Origin of the sequence: Streptomyces sp. NPDC056527, from assembly GCF_042794475.1 — a bacterium.
Taxonomy (GTDB): Bacteria; Actinomycetota; Actinomycetes; order Streptomycetales; family Streptomycetaceae; genus Streptomyces.
Map to the genome: position 1 here is coordinate 1 of NZ_JBHTTQ010000077.1, position 17,245 is coordinate 17,245.

The following is a 17,245-nucleotide window of genomic DNA, read 5'->3' on the forward strand; positions in this document are numbered from 1 at the left end:
CCCACGCGGGACGTGGGGGCCACCGTCGTCGCCGGCCGCTCGGGGCCGGCGGCCGGGTCAGGCTGCGGCAGCGGTACGGGCCACCAGCTCGGCCATCTTCTCCACCGTCGGCTCGTCGAAGAGATCGACCAGCTCCAGCTCGACCCCGTGCTCCTCGCGGACCAGCTCGGTCAGCCGGGCCGCCCGCAGCGAGTCGCCGCCCAGGTCGAAGAAGTTGTCGAGCACGCCGACCCCGTCCAGCTCCAGGACCTTCGTCCACAGCCCGTGGAGCGATTCCTCCAGTTCGCCGCTGGGCGCCTGGTAGGCGGTGTCGACGTCCGGGCGGGAGCGCGGCGGCTCGGGCAGCGCGGCGCGGTCGATCTTGCCGTTGACGCTGGTGGGCAGACCGCCGACGACGAAGGCCGCAGGGACCATGAAGGACGGCAGCCGCTGGGCGAGTCCGCGGCGGATCTCCCGTACGGAGGGAGAGGCGCCGGTGTCGGGCTCGATGTAGGCGGTCAGCTGCACATCGCCCAGGCCGTCCTGCCGGGCCAGGACGGCGGCCTGCTGGACGCCGGGCAGGGTGGTCAGGACGACCTCGATCTCACCGAGGTGGACCCGGTTGCCGCGCACCTTGACCTGGTTGTCGGTGCGGCCGACGATCTCGATGCTGCCGTCCGGCCAGTACCGGGCGAGGTCGCCCGTGCGGTACATGATCGGGTGGCGGGCCGGGTCGATCGGGTTGGTGATCCACCTCTCGGCGGTGGCCTCCGGGCGGCCCAGGTAGCCGGCGGAGAGGCTGACGCCGGCGATGGAGAGCTCACCGACCAGGCCCGGCGGCAGCGGGCGGAGGTCCTCGTCGAGGACGTAGATGGTGACGTTGGTGGTGGGCCGGCCGATGGGCGGCAGCCTGCGGGCGCGTCCCTCCTCGCCGAGACGCTCGCCCATCTCGGTGATGTCACAGCTGGCGACGACGGTCGCCTCGGCGGAGCCGTACAGGTTGATGAGGCGGAACGGCAGGCCGGCCGGCGGCCAGGACTGGATGCGCTCGCCGCAGACGCGGATGTTCTCCAGCGGGGTGTCCTCGGGCCACTCCAGCCGCCACAGGCGCTCGGCCATCGGCTTCATCAGCAGGGTGGTGGTGATGCCCTCGCGCAGGAACCACTCCTGGAGGCGGTACTCGGAGGCCACCACGGAGACGTCCGGGATGTGCACGGTGCCGCCGACGGCGAGCACCGGGAAGCACTCGACCTCGATCATCCCGTAGCCGGGGGCCGCAAGCCAGGTGCCCTGGGAGTCGCTGGACATGCCGCACAGCTCGCTCATGCTGTGGATCAGGTTGCGGGCGGCGCCGAAGCGGACCATGACGGCCTTGGGGGCGCCGGTGGAGCCGGAGGTGTAGCAGATGTGGATGAGGTCGTCGGCGCCGACGGGCTCGCTGACCTCGGTGACCGGCTCGGTCCGCCAGTCATCGGTGTCCAGGGCCAGGACCGGGGCGAGGCCCTCGACCTTCGACTCGTGGGCGGCCAGGGTCAGGACGGCGGCGGCCGAGGCGTCCTCGATCATGTAGCGGATCCGCTCCGCCGGGAAGTCGCTGTCCAGCAGGATCGCCGCACAGGCCAGCTTGAAGCAGGCCAGCTGGGCGATCAGGCTCTCCGCGCTGCGCGGGAAACAGACGCCGACCCGGGCGCCGGGCCGCACGCCCCGGGCCTTGAGCCGGTGGGCGAGCTGGTTGGCCTGCTCGTCGAGCTCGCGGTACGTCAGCCGGGAGCCGGGCAGGATCACGGCCAGGGCGTCGGGGGTGCGGCGGGCGTGCTCGGCGACGCGCTCGTGGAAGAAGGGCTGCGGGACCGGGCCCGCGGTGTCGTTCCACTCCACCAGCGTGCGGTGCAGCTCCTCACTCGTGAGCAGCGCGATGTCGTGCACGGTGCCCTCGGGCTCGGCGGCCAGGGCGTCGAGCACGCGCTCCAGGTGGCGGGCGTACTGCTCGGCGGCCTGTGCGTCGAACTCGGCTCCGTCCAGGGACAGTTCGAAGGTGCCTTCGGTCGGGGAGACGGCCAGGGTCAGGGCGGCGGGCGCCTCGCCCGCCGGGCTGCCGACGGTGGTCACGGCCGCGTGCGCCGGACGGCCGGCCGGGGCCTGCGCGCCGTCGGCGGTGCCGGCCTGGGCGGCGGCCTCCAGGAGCTGCGCGGCCGTGGTGTCGCCGGCCACCCGTATCGCGACGGACTCGACGGAGTCCGGGTGTCGTTGCCGTCCGACCAGGAGTTCCGTCTCTCCGGTGTAGCGGTGCACGAGCGCGGCCAGCGCGGCCGTCGCGTACTCCTCGGGGCGGGCCGCGGCGGGCGCGGGGACGGTGAGGGCGTGCCGGTGCGGAGCCGCGGTCCGCGCACCGTCGAGAACGCGGGCCAGGGGCAGGGTCGAACTCGTGTTGACTGCCACGGTGTTGATTCCTCTCGGGAGGTTCACGAAGTCGGAAGAGGGCGGAGCCGGGGAGGGGCGCCGGGCGGGCACCGCGCGCGGAGGGGGTGCGCGCGGTGGTGGGGGGCCCGTGGGGATCCCGGCGGTGGGGGCGCTGCGGTGGTGCTTCGGGTCAGTGCTCGGTCCGGGCCGCGCGGCGGGTGCCGACCGCGGCGGCGAGCTCCTCGATCATGTGGGCGGTCTGCGACCAGTCCACACAGGCGTCGGTGACGCTCTGGCCGTAGGTGAGCAGGTCCGTACGGCCGATCCGGAGGTCCTGCCGGCCCGCGGCGAGGAAGCTCTCGATCATGACGCCGGCGACTCCCTCCTCGCCGGCGGCGACGCGTCGGGCGATGTCGCTCGTGACCAGCGGCTGGCGCTCGTGGTCCTTGTTGCTGTTGCCGTGGCTGGCGTCGACGACGAGCCGCTGCGGCAGCCCGGCCGCGGCCAGCTGCGCCAGGACGTCGGCGACCGGCTCGGCCCCGTAGTTGGGGCCCGCGCTGCCGCCCCGCAGCACCACATGGCCGTCGGGGTTGCCGTCGGTGCTGACCACGGCGGCCCTGCCGTCGTCGCCGATGCCGGGGTACACGTGCGGGTGGGAGGCGGAGACGATGGCGTCCACCGCGTCCTCGACGCTGCCGCCGGTGGCGTTCTTGAAGCCGATCGGCATGCCGAGGCCGCTGGTGACCTGGCGATGCACCTGGCTCTGGACGGTCCGGGCGCCGATGCAGCCCCAGGAGACCGCGTCGGACAGGTAGTGCGGCACCAGCGGGTCGAGGAACTCGCAGGCGACCGGGAGTCCGCTGCCCGCGATCTGGGCCATCAGCCCGCGGGCCAGCCGGAGGCCGCTGGGCAGGTCCTGCGAGCCGTCGAGGCGCGGGTCGCTGAGCAGCCCCTTCCAGCCGACCCGGGTGCGCGGCTTCTCCACGTACACCCGCATGACGACGAGGAGCCGGTCCTCCAGCTCGGCGGCGAGCGCGGAGAGCCGCTCTGCGTAGGTGAGGGCGGCGTCCGGGTCGTGCACGGAGCAGGGGCCCGCGATGACGAGCAGGCGGTCGTCCTGGCCGGAGAGGACCCGGGCGATCTCGCGCCGGGCTCTCTGGGTGGTCTTGCGGGCGAGTGGCGGCAGCGGGATCTCCTCGCGGAGCTCGGCCGGCGTGGGCAGCCGGGCGGCGGCGGGGATGCCGGAGAAGGTTTCGGTGGGGGTGGTGGCCGGGGTGCGGACGAGGCTCATCTGCGTATGTCCCTTTCCTGAGGGGAGGTGAAGAGCGTGGTGGGGCGGGATGTTCAGATCCCGTCGGCGGTGAGGACCGCGGCGGAGAAGGTGAAGCCCATGCCGGTGCCGATGACGAGGACGCGGTCCCCGGGGCTCAGCAGGTCGTTCTTCAGCAGGTGGTCGAGGCCGTACAGCTGGTCGCAGGGGCCGAGGTGGCCGATGGTCAGGCCCAGTTCGTGCAGCGAGTTCCGCGGGGTGATGTCCAGGTGCCGTACGAAGCTCTCGCGGTGCAGGGTCCGGCCGACGAAGGGGGTCACCAGCCAGTCGATGCCGTCCGGTGCCACATCCGCCTCGTCGAGGGCGCGGCCGACGACGCTGCGGGTGCGCTCGACCGACCTGGTCTGCACGTCGCGCAGCGACACCTCGCCGGTGGCGAGGAACTCGCGGGTCCTGCGGCGCATGTCCGGCTGCTCGCCGGGCGCGGTGCGGAAGGGCTCGGCGCCTCGGGAGAGGCCCTCCAGGACGGTGTCGGTCTCGCTGACCAGGGACCGCAGGCGGAGCCTGCCGGTGTCGCGGGTGACCACGGCAGCCGCGGCGCCGTCGCCGAAGACCATGCCGGGCGAGGTGTACCAGCGGTTGCTCGGCGGCGCGAAGCGGTCCGCGAGGGTGATCAGGGCGGAGGGCACGTCGGGGCGGGCGATCAGGGTGGAGGCGGCGACGTCCAGCGAGGCGAGCGAGCCGTTGGACCAGGCGGCGACGGTCATCGGCATGCTGTTGAGGGTGGGGCCGAGCAGTTCGCGGGCGATCCAGCAGGCGGCCGGCCACATGTCGATGCCCTGGAAGTGACCGTGGCTGTGCAGGACGAGGGAGTCCGGGTCGATCGTCGCGCCCTTCTCGCCGGCCTCCTTGATCGCCTGCCGGCCGGCGGTGACGGCCATCTCCGGCGGCGCCTCGGCCGAGCGGGAGTAGCTGATCATGCCGGTGCTGGCGGCGGCGTCGGCCGAGTAGGAGCCGTCGGCCACCGCCTCGTCCACCGGCACGGATTCACCGAGGGTGCCTCCGGTGCCGGCGATCCAGATGTTGTCGAAGCGCATCGGACAGGTCCTTCCTGGGTGGGCGCGGTGGGCGGGCCGAGGCGGTGCGGCCCGGACTTCTGTTACCGGTTAAGACGTTATGCAGGTATCGCGGTGGGGACAACGGCCTCCCGATAAAGCTCCGTTACCTCTCCGAGCAGCCCGGAGAGGATCTCGGCGAGCAGCTCGCCGCCGCGCCGGGTCAGGACCGAGGCGGGGTGGAACTGCACCGAGGCGAACCCCGGACCGCGCAGGGCGTGCACCTCGCCCGTCTCCTCGCGGAACACCCGGACCCGCCCGGGACGTGCGGTGGGGCTGTCGATCAGGTCCTGCTCGGCATGGGCGGCGAAGGTGTTGTAGAAGCCGACGGGTTCGGTGCGGCCGAAGCACTCGATGTGCCGCTGGAGCCCCTGGGTGGGCATGGGGTGCCGGACGAGCGGGAGCCCGAGCAGGGTGCTCAGCACCTGGTGGCCCAGGCAGACGGAGAGGAACGGGATTCCCTTGTCGAGGAGTTCGGCGGTCACCTGCCGCATCCGCGCGATCTTGGGATCGGCGGTGTCCCTCGGATCGCCGGGCCCCGGCCCGACGATGACGAGGTCGTGCGCGTCGAGCCGGAAGTCCTCGTCGTAGCGCTTCACCACGATCCGCAGCCCCTGGGCCTCCAGCAGATGGCGGGCCATCGCCGTGAAGGTGTCCTCGGCGTCGATGACCAGGACGCGCCGGCCGGCGAGGCCGTCCACCGGACGGCTGCGTTCGGCGGGCGGCCGGAACCAGAAGCCGGCCAGCGGCTCGTTGCGGGCGGCCAGGGCACGCAGCACGTCCGGGTGGGCCTTGAGGGCGGCCGCCGCCCGGGCCTGTCCGGCCGGTGCGCCAGTCGGGGAGCGCAGCGCCTCGATGAGTCCGGCCGCCTTGGCCCGCGTCTCCGCGGCCTCGCCCGCCGGGTCGGAGTCGCGGACGAGGGTGGCGCCCACCGGGATGCGGACCTGTCCGGCCGCGTCGATCTCCGCCGTACGGATGAGGATGGCCGAGTCCATGCTGCGAGCGCCCTGCTCGTCCCTGCCGATGAGCGCGGCGACGCCCGCGTAGTAGCCCCGCCCCTCCGGCTCGTGACGGCTGATCACCTCGCAGGCGCTCTCCAGCGGGCCGCCGGTGACGGTGGGCGCGAACAGGGTCTCGCGCAGGATGTCCCGTACGTCCAGGGAGCTGTGGCCCTCGATGTGGTACTCGGTGTGGGCGAGCCGGGCCATCTGCTTGACGGCGGGGCCGGTGACCCGGCCGCCCAGGTCGCAGACCCGGCCCATCATCTTGAGCTCCTCGTCGAGCACCATGTACAGCTCGTTGGCCTCCTTGGGGTCGGCGAGGAAGTCGAGCAGCCCGGTCAGGTCGGGGCCGTCCGCCGGGTAGCGGTAGGTGCCGCTGATCGGATTCATCACGACCTGGCCGGCGTCCAGGCTGATGTGACGTTCCGGGGAGGCGCCGACGAAGGTGCGGTCCCCGGTGTGGACGACGAACGTCCAGTAGCCGCCGGGGTCGCGGCCCGCGAGCCGGCGGAAGAAGGACAGCGCGGTCCGCGCCGACCAGTCGTCGATCCGCGCCGTGAAGGAGCGCTTGATGACGAAGTTGGCCCCGGCTCCCCGGCCGATCTCCTCGGTGAGCACACGGCGCACCCGGGCCGCGTACTCCTCGTCGTCGGCGTCGAAGGATCCCTCGTCCATGGCGATCGGCAGGTCGGGCAGCGCGGCCAGCACCTCGTCGAGCGGCAGCACCGCCTGGTCCTCGACGTCCATGGTGAGGAGCGGCGCCCCGTCGTCGGGGCAGGCGTAGCCCCGCTCGCGGATCTGCCGGTACGGGAGCAGCGCCAGGACCTCGTGCCGTGCGCCGCCCGGGGCCTCGGCGGGCAGCGAAATGTCGGCGATCAGCTCGCGCTCGGCGGTCGGGCCCACGACCAGGTCGATCCGGTCGGGCCCGGTGGCGCCGGGCCGGTGCAGCAGCGCGAACGGTGGTGGATCGGCGCCGAGCACCCGGGCGAGCAGAGGGTGGAGGCTCATCGCGCGCCTCCGTCCAGTGCGGCCAGGACCGCGCGGGTGGAGACGGTGACCGAGCAGCGGGAGGAGACGTACTCCAGCGTCTCGCGGTGCCGCTCGGCGGAGAAGTCGGCGACCGCGTCGCCCACCACGAAGGTCTGGATGTCGTGGGAGAAGCCCTCGTGGGCGGTCATCAGGATGCCGACGTGTGCGTAGACCCCGCAGATCACCAGCTGGTCGCGGCCGGTGTCGCGCATCAGGGCGAGCAGATCGGTGCGGCAGAAGGCGCTGGGCCGCCACTTGGTGAACACCCGGTCGCCGGGGGCCGGTGCGATCCGCTCCGGAATGGCTCGGTGGTCCGGGTCGGCGCTCATCCCCGCGCCCCAGAAGTCCTTGAGCAGTCCGCGCTGTTGCTCCGTCATCCCGCCGGGCTGGGCGGTGTAGACGACCGGCGCGCCGGCCGCGGCGAAGGCTCCGCGCAGCGCCTCGGTGTGGTCCATCAGATCGGTCAGCGGCTGGCGGCCCTCGTCCGGGCCGCCGTGGCCGAAGGGGCTCAGGAAGTAGTTCTGCAGGTCGTGGACGAGCAGGACCGCGCGGTCGGGGTCGACCTGCCAGGGCGCGGTGTTGGGCGGCAGCTCGTCCTCGGCCGGCATGGGATAGGAGTCGATCAGAGGAATGGCCATCGTGGCTCCAGGGATAAGAGGAGGAGGAACGGGAACAAGGGCGCGCGGTTCAGACGCCGAGCGCGGCGCCGCCGTCCACCGTCAGACCGTGCAGGGTGATGTGCGAGGCCCGGTCGGAGAGCAGGAACAGCACGGCGTGCGCGATGTCCTCGGGCTGGGCGAGCTTGCCGAGCGGGATGCCCAGGCGGTACGTGCCGGGCGAGCCCTCGACGGAGGGGCGGGCCGCGTCGCCGTCGGCGTACATCGCGGTGAGCATCGGCGTCTCGGTGGAGCCGGGCGCGACCACGTTGCAGCGGATGCCGTAGCGGGCCAGTTCGAGCCCCAGCGTCTTGGTGAAGCTGGTGGCGGCGGCCTTCGAGGCCGCGTAGGCCGCCATGTTCCAGCGCGGGATGCCCGCCGCGTTCGACGCGACCGTCACGATCGCCCCGGACCGGCGCGGCACCATCCGGTTGGCGACCGCTCGACTGACGTGGAAGACACCGGTGGCGTTGACGGCGAAGGTGGTGTCCCAGTCCTCGTCGCTGTAGCCCGCGACCTCACCGGTACGCAGCACGCCGGCGGCGTTCACCAGGTGGTCGAGGGGCCCCAGTTCACGCTCCGTACGGTCGACGGCGGCGTCCACCTCTCCGCTGGAGCGCACGTCCACGCCCAGCGCCAGGACGGACGCGCCCGCCGTCCTCAGCTCCTTCGTCAGCGGTTCCAGGGCGAGCGGATCGGCGTCGAGCAGCGCGACGCGCACGCCCTCCGCGGCCAGGGCCCGGGCGACGGCCGCCCCTATCCCGCCCGCCGCCCCGGTGACCAGGGCCGTCTTCGTGTTCATCGCCGTTCCTTCCGGTCGGTGGGGAGGGAGACCACGCCGGCCTTGGCGAGCCTGCGGACCGCGAGCGTCTCGGTGCGCTGCCGCAGCCGGGCGGCCACCGCGTCGGCGTCGACCCCCAGGCAGCGGACGGTGAAGGAGCTCAGCGCCTCCAGGTAGTCGGCCTCCAGGACCTCCTCGTCCAGTCCGGTGGACCGGCCGTCCTCGATCAGCACCCGGCCGGCGACGATCACGGTGTCCACGTCCATGGAGCCGCCCAGGGCGAGGAAGCCCTCCAGCGGGCGGGGGTTGAGCAGGTAGCGCCAGTCGTCGGCCTTCACCAGCAGCAGGTCGGCCTGCTTGCCCGGTTCGAGGCTGCCGATCCGCTCGCCCTGGTCGAGCCCGCGGGCGGGCAGCCGGGTGGCCATCGCCAGCGCGTCGGTGGGCAGCACCTCGGTGGGGTCGGCGTACATCTCGTTGTAGATCTGCCACGCCACCCGCATCGATTCGGCCATCCCGCCGATCGGCATCGCGGCTCCGTCGGTGGAGAGCGAGACGTCGAGCCCGGCCCGGCGGAACTCCGGGAACAGCCGCGTCTCGGTGAGGGAGGCCTCCCCCGCGGGGCCGTACTTGGCCGGCGAGTGGCTGATGTGCGCGCCGGCTCCGATCAGCAGCGCCCGCTCGCCGGCGTCGGCGAAGGCGCAGTGCACGGCCATGAACCGGTCGGAGAGCAGTCCGAGGTCGGCGAACCGTCGCACCGGGGTGGACCCGTGGTACGCGAGCATCACCTCGGCCTCGTTGCGCAGCGCGCCCACGTGCGCGGCGAACGGCACGTCGAACCGGGCCACCAACTCGGCGAATCCGGCGCCGAGTTCGTCGGTCATGTTGGTGCCGTAGACGGCGGTCGGCCAGGCCCGGACGAGCCCCTCGGGGTCGTTCGCGCAGTCGATCAGGAGCTTCTCGATGCGCTGGAGTTCGTCGTCGGCGTCGCGGGTGCGCCGGAAGCGGGTGTCCCCGGGGGCACACACCGCGTCCGAGGCCCAGGTGCTCACCGTGAGGCGCATCCCGAGGTCGCGGGCGGCGCGGGCGAGCGCCTCCGGCTTGTTGAGGGAGCCGACGTCACCGAGGGCGGTCACGCCGGAGCGCAGCTGCGTCCACATCGAATACCGGGCGATGGCGAGCGCCTCGTCGGGCGTAAGGCGGTCCACCTGGCCGTGGAAGGAGTCGAAGATGACGGAGATCTGCGGGACGTCGCCGCCGAGCGCCATGAACACGGGCTTGTCGTCACGGTCGGAGGCGTCGCGCAGCGCGCCCTTGAAGGGGAAGCGCATCGCGAACATCTCGTGCCAGTGCGGGTTGACGAAGCCGGGCAGGATCATCCGGCCCCGGGCGTCGATGGTCCGCAGGGCGGCGCGCTGTTCGGGCCGGACGAAGGCCTCGACCTCGGCGACCGGGCCGACCGCGATCACCACGCCGTCCTCGGCGAGGACGGCGCCGTCGGGGACGACGGTGTCGCCGGCGTCCGCCGGGTAGAGGCAGCCGCCCTTGACCAGCAGGGCGCTCATCACGCCACCTCCGCGGTCCGGGCGTTCCAGGCGGCGGTGAGGTGACGGTGCCAGTCGTCGAGGGTGGGGGCGGCGGCGAGTTCGGCGAACTCGGCGGGCAGACCCTGCCTGCGCCAGCGGGTGACGAGGCGCATCATCTCCAGCGAGCCGAGTCCGAGGTGGACGAGGTGGGCGTCACCGGGGATGGCGTCGGGCTGTGCACCGAGGACGGCGGCCACCTCCTGGCGGAGTTCGACGGCGGAGAGCGGTGAGGTGCGCGGAGCGGTACGTGCGGCACGTATGCCGGCCATGGCGGTTCACCCTTTCTGTGAGGTCGAGAGGGACGGAACGGGCGCGTTCGCGGCGTCGGGCGTGGTGTCCGGTGTCGCGTCGGGCGTGGCCTCGGGCGTGGCGTCCGGTGTCGTGCCGGGCGTGGCCTCGGGCCGGGGCGCGGGGGTCCAGCGGCGCGACAGGGAGGGGTCCGCTGCGGCTGCCGAGAGCACCTTCTTGTCGATCTTTCCGAGGGGTGTCAGCGGCAGGTCCGCGACGAACTCGGCGCGGTCCGGCAGCTTGTAGTCGGCGAGCCCGCGCGCGTGCAGCGCGGCCTTGAGGTCGGCCAGGGAGGGCTCCTCGCCGTCGGGGCGGCCGACCAGGAAGGCGTAGATCCGCTCGCCGAGGAACTCGTCCGGCACCGGCACCACGGCCGCCGCGGCGACCCCCGGGCAGCTGAGCAGATGGGCCTCCACCTCGCCGGCCGCGATCTTGTCGCCGCCGCGGATGACGACGTCCTTGAGCCGTCCCTGGACGATCAGGCGGCCGTCCTCCGTGAGGCTGGCGAGGTCACCGGTGCGGTAGAAGCCGTCGCTCGTGAACGCCCTGGCGTTGTGCTCGGGGGCCCGGTAATAGCCGCGCAGGGTGTACGGGCCGCGGGTGAGCAGCTCCCCTGTGACCCCGGCGGGCACCTCCTCGCCCCGCTCGTCGACGATCTTCACCTCGTCGAACGGGGAGACCGGCCGCCCCTGGGTGTGCAGGACGGAGTGCGGGTCGTCGTCGGGGCGGGACATCGTCAGGAGCCCCTCCGCCATGCCGAAGACCTGCTGGAGCCGGCAGCCGAGCTCGGGGGTGACGCGCGCGGCGAGCTCCGGTTCGAGCCGGGCCCCGCCGATCTGGAGGACCTTGAGGCTGGACAGGTCCGCGTCGGACCACTCGCGCTCATCCAGCCAGAGCCTGGCGACGGTGGGCACCACCGAGGTGAGGGTGACGCGCTCCCGTTCGATCAGCGCGAAGCAGTCGTCCGCGGTCGGGTCCGGGGCGAGGACGACGGTGCCGCCGGCCGAGAGGGTGCCGACCACTCCGGGGCAGCCCCAGGTGAAGTTGAACTCCACCGGCAGCGCGGCCAGATAGACGTCCTCGGTGGTGAGACCGGCGAGGGCGGCGACCGTGCGGGTCTGGTAGGCGTAGTCGTCGTGGGTGCGCGGGATCAGCTTGGGCAGCGCGGTCGTCCCCCCGGAGAGCAGGAAGAAGGCCACGTCGGAGGGGTCGTTGGCGGGCAGCTCGACCGGGTCGGCGTCCACCGACTCCAGCGGGACGACCGCGGGCGAGGAGTTCTCCCCCTGGGCGTAGATCCTGCGCAGGGCGGGCAGTTCGGCCGCCATCTCCAGGGCCAGCGCGGTGTGGTCGAAGCCGCGGAAGACGCCGGGGACGACGTATCCGGTGGCGCCCGACAGCTCGCACAGGTGCCGGATCTCGTTCGACCGGTGCGAGGTGAGTGAGAACACCGGCTTGGCGCCGGCGCGGAAGAGCGCGAACGCCACCTCGACGAACTCGGGCACGTTGGGCAGCTGGAGCACGATCCGGTCCCCCGGTTCGACCCCCTGCCGGACGAATCCGGCGGCCCGGCGGTCCACCCGGTCGGCGAGCTCGGTGTAGCTGATCCGGGTCTCGCCCGCGACGAGCGCGGTGGCGTCGCCGTACTTGTCGGCCCAGGCACGCGGCAGCGACCCGAGGTCGGTGCCGTTCCACACGCCCTCCCGGCGGTAGCGCTCGGCCGTCTCGGCCGGCCAGGGGGTGCATCCTTCGAGCATCACTGGTCCTCCTCCTGAGGTGCGGTGCCGCTGTCGTTGCCGCCGTCGGTCCCGGCGGCGGGCAGATAGGGCGCGGTGATCTCGACGACCGCGCAGGCGACCTCCATGCCGGGGCCCGCCGCGAGCAGCAGCACGCGGTCGCCGGGTGCGACCTCGCCCCGCGTCCAGAGGCGTTCGAGACCGATGAACGGGTCCGCGGCGCCGACGTGCCCGATGTGGCGGGTGAACTCCCAGGTGCCGTGCGCGGCTTCGACGTCCAGCGGGTCGAGGTAGATGGTGTGCAGGGCGCCGTCGGAGTAGCCGGTGTGGCAGATCCGCGCCACCTTCTCCATTTCGGTGTCGGCGTCCACCAGGGCGCGGTCCACCGCTTCGGCGACCACGTCGCCGAGGTGCACCTTCGGCGGCGCCGCGCCCTCGGCCCACCGCTTGCGCCAGTGGTCGCTGCGCTCCTCGAAGTTGAGCGAGCGGCCGACGGTGATGCCGGGCGGGAAGAGCTCCTCGCCGCCGCGGTGCAGCTCCTCCATCGAGGGGGCGGAGACCGAGCCGACCGACAGCAGCCGGGCGAAGCCGTCCCGCCGGGAGACCACCGCCGCCGCGCCGCCGTCCGCGAGCAGGAACAGCCGGGAGGAGTTCCAGCGGTCCACCAGGGGCGCGGAGAAGTTGTCGGCCGCGGTGAGCAGGACGGCGTCCTTGCCGTCGTCGGCGGTCAGCCGGTGGGCGGCCATCTCCAGTGCGGTCAGCATCCCGAGGCAGCCGGGGCCGACCTGGGCGGCGCCGACCGGCCGGTCCAGGGTGCGGTGCAGGACGTAGTGCGGGGCGGACCACCCGTCGGGCCCCTGGTGGTAGGTGGCGCAGTGCAGCAGCGCGCCGTAGTCGTCGGGGGTGAGCCCGGTCCGGCCCGCCCTGCGCAGGGCGGTGCGGGCGGCCCGTACCGCCATCTCGGGGGCCGGGAGTTCCCCGGCCACTCGGACGGCGAGCATCCCGGACGCCTTGCGGTCGGCCTCCTCGTACCGGCCGCCCGCCACCGCGTCGGCGGTCGTCACCTCGTCCGGCAGCCAGCTGCCGACGCCGGCGAGGTAGAGCTCGGCGGCGACCCTCATCGCGTACCACCGGCGCCGGCCGGCACCAGGAAGCGTGCGACGCTGTCGAGCTTCTCGCAGGTCTCCTCGAACTCGCGCTCCGGCGTGGAGTGTCCGACGATGCCCGCGCCGGCCCGCAGCCAGGTGCGCCCGTCCTTGCGGTAGGCGCTGCGCAGCACCAGGGCCGCGTCCATCGCACCGGTGTGGTCGACGGTGAGGACCGCGCCGCTGTAGAGGCCGCGGGACTCCGGCTCGTGCCGGCGTATGGAGTCGTACGCGGCCGACTTCGGCACCCCGGAGGCGGTGACGGCGGGGAAGACCGCGCCGAAGGCGTCCCAGGCCTCGCGGCCGGGGGCGAGCTTGCCGGCGACGCGGGAGGCGAGGTGCTGGACGCTGCCGCGCTCGCGGATGGCCATGAACTCCGGCACCTCGACCGAGCCCTCGACGCAGACGTCGACCAGCTCGTCGGCGCCGACCTTGACCGAGATGGCGTGCTCGTAGACCTCCTTGGGGGAGCCGAACAGGTCCGCGCGCAGGCCCTCGTCGGTGAGCAGGTCGCCGGTGAGGGCGCGGGTGCCGGCCAGGGGCTGGCTGACGACGCGGCCGTCCTCGGAGACCTGGACGACGATCTCCGGGGAGAAGCCGATGGCCTCGGTGCCGCCCAGGTTGAGCATGAAGGAGCGGGCCGGGTTGTTGCCCCGGCGGCCGGCCACGTAGGTGCCGGTCAGGTCGACGTCGTCGTCGACCTCGACGACGCGGGACAGGATCACCTTGTGCAGCTGTCCGGAGTTGATCTCGTCGACGGCGAGCCGCACCGCCTCGCGGTACTGGGCGCCGCCGGTGGCGTGCACGTCCAGCGGGCGGGGCTGCCCGTCCAGCGCCGGGCCGGGGTTGGCGACGGTGGTGAGGAGCGCGTCGAGGGTGGCCTGGTCGGAGGCGCGCAGCAGGGCGTGTCCGGCCTCGAAGCGGACCTCGGCGCGCGGCACGACGAGGTGCATCAGCCGGCCGTCGCCGATGCCGTCGAGGTCGCCGTCCTTGGCGTAGGAGAGCTCGAAGGTGGCCCAGCCGTAGGCCCTCCAGTACGGCACGGTGACGGTGTCGAGCAGCTCGGACACCAGGCTCAGGGGCTGGTCGCTCCAGGGGCGGAAGGCGTCCGGGACGTCCTCCTGGGTCAGCCGGGCACCGGTGCGGTCCAGCGTCAGCTCGGCGCGGACGCCGCCCGCGTAGGACCAGTTGCCACCGTTCTCGTAGACGACGTACGACTCGTGCAGACCCGAGTCGGCCAGGCGGGCCGCGACCAGCAGCGGGTCCTCGGTGAGCTGGAGCTGGGTCTCGAAGTAGTGGCGCGAGGCGATGGGGCTCATCTGAAGGTTCCTCCTCCGTAGCTGTTACCTCCAAAAACGATACGGAGGTAACGCCCGCCACCCCAGGGCCCGTTGATTAGCCCTCCTGATCAGAGTGCGAACCCTCGCCCGAGCGGCCCCGCACACGAAGAAGGGCCGCGGGGCGGCTGCCGCGCGGCCCTCGACCGGCCATGCGCTGTGCGGGTACCGCCCTCGTACGCGGTACCCGCGGAGAACGGGCTTTTCTTTCCTCAGCCTCCGTCGACGACGGCCACGCGGGGGCGCGGTTCGTCGGCCGCCCGCGCCGCGTCACCAGCGGCGGGCAGGCGCCAGTGGCGTGTCACCTCTCCGCCTGGTCGTCTCCGATCGGGCGGCGGGCCTCCGCGAACGCGACCGTGTGGATGAACCACTCCAGGACGTCACGGAGCTCGTCACCGTGCTCGGCGAAGACCTCCAGCGGGAACGAGGGGCGCAGGTCCAGCTTCGCCTCGGCGAGATCGATGCCGCCGATCCGGTTCAAGCGCGCCATCAGTTCACGCCGCAGCAGCTCGTCGTCGAAAGGCGGTCGACGCTTGAGGTGCTGGAAGACCACCTCGACGGTGCCGGTCACCGGGTACAGGGCGAGCGGCCACAGCGAACGGGCGCGACCGTCGCCCACGGACAACGTCGGGAAGCAGCTGGTCTCGTTCTTCTTTCCGTAGTCGAGAGAGCCGCCCTGTTCCTCCCAGAACCGCAGGGCCGAGAGCACTCCCTCCACCGTGTCGAGCGTCTGGTTGTCGCGCAGCAGGGTCTCGAAGCGGCCGGCGGCGGTCTCCCCGTCACCCCCGAAGCCTCCGGGCCCCTGGGAGGGCGTCTCGTGTTCGAAATCGTCCTTGCCCACCAGGGTGGCCAGGTCCGCCGCCGTCAGCCGATGGGAGCGGCGGGCCCGGCCGACCTCGTCGAACGGGACTCCCTCGGACTCCAGGACCGTCCGCGGGTCGGCCTCGCCCTCCCGTCCCTCCGGCCAGCGGAACCCGGGAGAGATCTTGCCGTCGGCCATCAGCACGCGGTAGGCCCCGTGCAGCGTGGGCCGGGTGCCCACATGGTTGCCGACCGCGATGGCGTGGGTGCCGATGAGGGCGGCGAGGTCGCCGTACGTCGTCCATGTGCCCGCCGGCATGGTGAGGAGCGCTTGGCGCAGCTCACCCCAGCCCGCCCATTCGGCATCGGCGTGGACCACCCCGTCGATGGGCCCCGGCCACAACTCCGTCGCACGGTCGGTCAGTTCATCCGCACGTGTGAGGATCTCGGCCCTGCCCCAACGATCCTGGGCCGCGATCCGCTGGTTCATCCGCAGCGCGCTGGAATCGAGGATCTGCTGCTTGCGCCGGAAGGGGTGGTTCGAAAGGCGGGCGTTGTCGCCGGAGAGTGTGAGGTTGCCGAGCGTGTGCACCAGTTGGGTGTGCAGCTCCTCCGGGCTCTCGCTCTCCCCGGTCTCCTCCGCGAGGAGGTCGAACCATTGCTGGGCGGGCTGCTGAGGCAGCACGTGCTCCACGGTGAGCTTCGCCTTGGTGTAGTCGACCGGCTCGCTGGCGTTGTAGCTCTCCTCGAACCGGCGCAGAATCTCGAAGCGTTGGTTCGAGCGGCCCGACTTGTAGAAGGGGCGGCTGCGGACGGCCTCGCGCATCACCGCGTCGGAGGGCCAGACGCGCGTGCCGGTCTTGGCCGACAGGGCATGGCGTACCGCGTCCGCGAGCGAGCGCTCGTTCTCCAGCTCCTTCTCCACCTCCTTGGGCAGTTCCATGAACGTGCGGTTGTTTCCCGTCGTGGAGTTGCCGGCGAACAGCCGCCGAACCATGTAGCTCTCCGCGTACGACAGGGCAGAGGCCGCCTCCGCCGGACCGCAGTGGCCCTCGTCCACCCGGTCGAGAAGGAGCAGCGCCAGCGGATAGTGGGTCTGACCGCCCCAGCGGGAGAGTCGCTCCAGCACCTCCCGCAGGCCCGGGTCGCTCTCCCGCTCCGGCTCGACGATCCGCATGAGACGGCCGGCCCGCACGTGCAGCCGGGCGATCTCCGCCTCCAGCGCCGCCTCGTCCGTGCTCAGTGGTTCGAGACGCTTCTTCTGATCCCGGTAGATCTCGCTCTGCTTGGCGCGGTTGTCGCCACCGACGACCAGGTCGAGCCAGACGAGGAGTTCCAGCCTGGCCGGACCCAGCAGCTCCTGCATAGGAAGCCACAGGTTCCGGTAGACGGCCTCTCCGCGCTTGGGAAGGCACATGAAGAGGTAGTTGCGCAACAGGTCGCTCTGGCTCAGGCCGACACCCGTGTTGTTGATGGACTCGAAGATCCGGTACACGTTGTCGCCCTCGGCCGCGGTGATCGACACGATGGAGAGGAAGTCGCGGAGCACGGACTCGACCGCGCCGGCCCATTCTTCGCCGGCCTGTTCCTCTCCCTCGGTCAGAGCGGCGAGGAAGAACCGGTACGCCCCACCGATGTTGCCGGGTCCGCCGGCCGTGGGGAGCGTCTCGACACAGGCGACGAACGCCTCGCGGTCGGCCTGGGTCGGCAGCAGACGGTAGTGGTCGTTCCCGTCCTGGTAGCCGTTGACCAGGACGAGGTCGTGGATGCGGGCCGCCTTCTTGTCCCGCCCCTGAGCCTTGTGGTGGTCCCGCAGTGCGGTGAAGGCGAGCATCAGCGTGGTCAGCCGCTGCTGGCCGTCCACGACGAGCCAGCGCTGCATCCCACCCGCCGCGACCCGCTCCGGCGCGAGCACCACCGACCCGAGGAAGTGGGCCGCCGGGGCCCTTCCCTCCAGCTTGTCCTCGACGAGTTCCAGCACGTCGTCCCACAACTGCCGCAACTCGTCCCGCTGCCAGGTGTACGTGCGCTGGTACAGCGGGACCTGGAACTGCGTCTCACCATGGACCAGCTTGCTGAACGTCGTCTCCTGGGCGTGCACGTGCGTCCCCTCCCGAGTCTTGCCCC

Annotated in this window: 12 protein-coding genes; all 12 read right to left on the reverse strand. The window is 72.5% G+C overall.

Annotation, left to right across the window (positions count from 1 at the left end; all coding sequences use genetic code 11):
- Nucleotides 1–57: 57 nt before the first annotated feature.
- The gene (locus ACFQ7Q_RS28035; RefSeq protein WP_383559847.1) at nt 58–2,418 is read right to left on the reverse strand and encodes an amino acid adenylation domain-containing protein; all 2,361 of its coding nucleotides are present in this window, start codon (nt 2,416–2,418) and stop codon (nt 58–60) included.
- A 151-nt stretch (nt 2,419–2,569) separates the two neighbouring features.
- Entirely contained in the window at nt 2,570–3,670 is a 1,101-nt protein-coding gene (locus ACFQ7Q_RS28040; protein ID WP_383559849.1) for a 3-deoxy-7-phosphoheptulonate synthase, read from the reverse strand.
- A 53-nt stretch (nt 3,671–3,723) separates the two neighbouring features.
- On the reverse strand, nt 3,724–4,746 hold the full coding sequence (locus tag ACFQ7Q_RS28045; RefSeq protein ID WP_383559850.1) for a ketoacyl-ACP synthase III family protein: 1,023 nt from the start codon (nt 4,744–4,746) through the stop codon (nt 3,724–3,726).
- A 77-nt stretch (nt 4,747–4,823) separates the two neighbouring features.
- Nucleotides 4,824–6,773, reverse strand: a complete 1,950-nt coding sequence (locus ACFQ7Q_RS28050; protein ID WP_383559852.1) for an anthranilate synthase family protein — start codon at nt 6,771–6,773, stop codon at nt 4,824–4,826.
- Nucleotides 6,770–7,432 carry an isochorismatase family protein gene (locus tag ACFQ7Q_RS28055; protein WP_383559854.1) on the reverse strand — a complete coding sequence of 221 codons (663 nt, stop codon included), beginning with the start codon at nt 7,430–7,432 and terminating at the stop codon, nt 6,770–6,772. The genes ACFQ7Q_RS28050 and ACFQ7Q_RS28055 overlap by 4 nt, the downstream gene beginning before the upstream one ends.
- A gap of 49 nt (nt 7,433–7,481) precedes the next feature.
- Complete coding sequence (locus ACFQ7Q_RS28060) at nt 7,482–8,252, reverse strand: 2,3-dihydro-2,3-dihydroxybenzoate dehydrogenase (protein WP_383559855.1); 771 nt, start codon at nt 8,250–8,252, stop codon at nt 7,482–7,484.
- Entirely contained in the window at nt 8,249–9,793 is a 1,545-nt protein-coding gene (locus tag ACFQ7Q_RS28065; protein WP_383559857.1) for an amidohydrolase family protein, read from the reverse strand. Before ACFQ7Q_RS28065 ends, ACFQ7Q_RS28060 begins: the two co-directional genes overlap by 4 nt.
- Nucleotides 9,793–10,083 carry a phosphopantetheine-binding protein gene (locus ACFQ7Q_RS28070; RefSeq protein ID WP_329116033.1) on the reverse strand — a complete coding sequence of 97 codons (291 nt, stop codon included), beginning with the start codon at nt 10,081–10,083 and terminating at the stop codon, nt 9,793–9,795. The genes ACFQ7Q_RS28065 and ACFQ7Q_RS28070 overlap by 1 nt, the downstream gene beginning before the upstream one ends.
- 6 nt (nt 10,084–10,089) lie before the next feature.
- Entirely contained in the window at nt 10,090–11,856 is a 1,767-nt protein-coding gene (locus ACFQ7Q_RS28075) for an AMP-binding protein (RefSeq protein WP_383559859.1), read from the reverse strand.
- The gene (locus tag ACFQ7Q_RS28080; protein WP_383559860.1) at nt 11,856–12,956 is read right to left on the reverse strand and encodes a ketoacyl-ACP synthase III family protein; all 1,101 of its coding nucleotides are present in this window, start codon (nt 12,954–12,956) and stop codon (nt 11,856–11,858) included. The genes ACFQ7Q_RS28075 and ACFQ7Q_RS28080 overlap by 1 nt, the downstream gene beginning before the upstream one ends.
- Entirely contained in the window at nt 12,953–14,299 is a 1,347-nt protein-coding gene (locus tag ACFQ7Q_RS28085; RefSeq protein WP_383559861.1) for a salicylate synthase, read from the reverse strand. Before ACFQ7Q_RS28085 ends, ACFQ7Q_RS28080 begins: the two co-directional genes overlap by 4 nt.
- Before the next feature lie 319 nt (nt 14,300–14,618).
- Entirely contained in the window at nt 14,619–17,219 is a 2,601-nt protein-coding gene (locus ACFQ7Q_RS28090) for a DUF262 domain-containing protein (RefSeq protein ID WP_383559863.1), read from the reverse strand.
- Between the last annotated feature and the right edge of the window lie 26 nt (nt 17,220–17,245).

What these genes read in the sequence shown, in the direction of transcription:
- ACFQ7Q_RS28040 (WP_383559849.1), bottom strand. Translation starts at nt 3,670, where the DNA reads ATGAGCCTCGTCCGCACCCCGGCCACCACCCCCACCGAAACCTTCTCC.
- ACFQ7Q_RS28045 (WP_383559850.1), bottom strand. Translation starts at nt 4,746, where the DNA reads ATGCGCTTCGACAACATCTGGATCGCCGGCACCGGAGGCACCCTCGGT.
- ACFQ7Q_RS28050 (WP_383559852.1), bottom strand. Translation starts at nt 6,773, where the DNA reads ATGAGCCTCCACCCTCTGCTCGCCCGGGTGCTCGGCGCCGATCCACCA.
- ACFQ7Q_RS28055 (WP_383559854.1), bottom strand. Translation starts at nt 7,432, where the DNA reads ATGGCCATTCCTCTGATCGACTCCTATCCCATGCCGGCCGAGGACGAG.
- ACFQ7Q_RS28060 (WP_383559855.1), bottom strand. Translation starts at nt 8,252, where the DNA reads ATGAACACGAAGACGGCCCTGGTCACCGGGGCGGCGGGCGGGATAGGG.
- ACFQ7Q_RS28065 (WP_383559857.1), bottom strand. Translation starts at nt 9,793, where the DNA reads ATGAGCGCCCTGCTGGTCAAGGGCGGCTGCCTCTACCCGGCGGACGCC.
- ACFQ7Q_RS28070 (WP_329116033.1), bottom strand. Translation starts at nt 10,083, where the DNA reads ATGGCCGGCATACGTGCCGCACGTACCGCTCCGCGCACCTCACCGCTC.
- ACFQ7Q_RS28075 (WP_383559859.1), bottom strand. Translation starts at nt 11,856, where the DNA reads ATGCTCGAAGGATGCACCCCCTGGCCGGCCGAGACGGCCGAGCGCTAC.
- ACFQ7Q_RS28080 (WP_383559860.1), bottom strand. Translation starts at nt 12,956, where the DNA reads ATGAGGGTCGCCGCCGAGCTCTACCTCGCCGGCGTCGGCAGCTGGCTG.
- ACFQ7Q_RS28085 (WP_383559861.1), bottom strand. Translation starts at nt 14,299, where the DNA reads ATGAGCCCCATCGCCTCGCGCCACTACTTCGAGACCCAGCTCCAGCTC.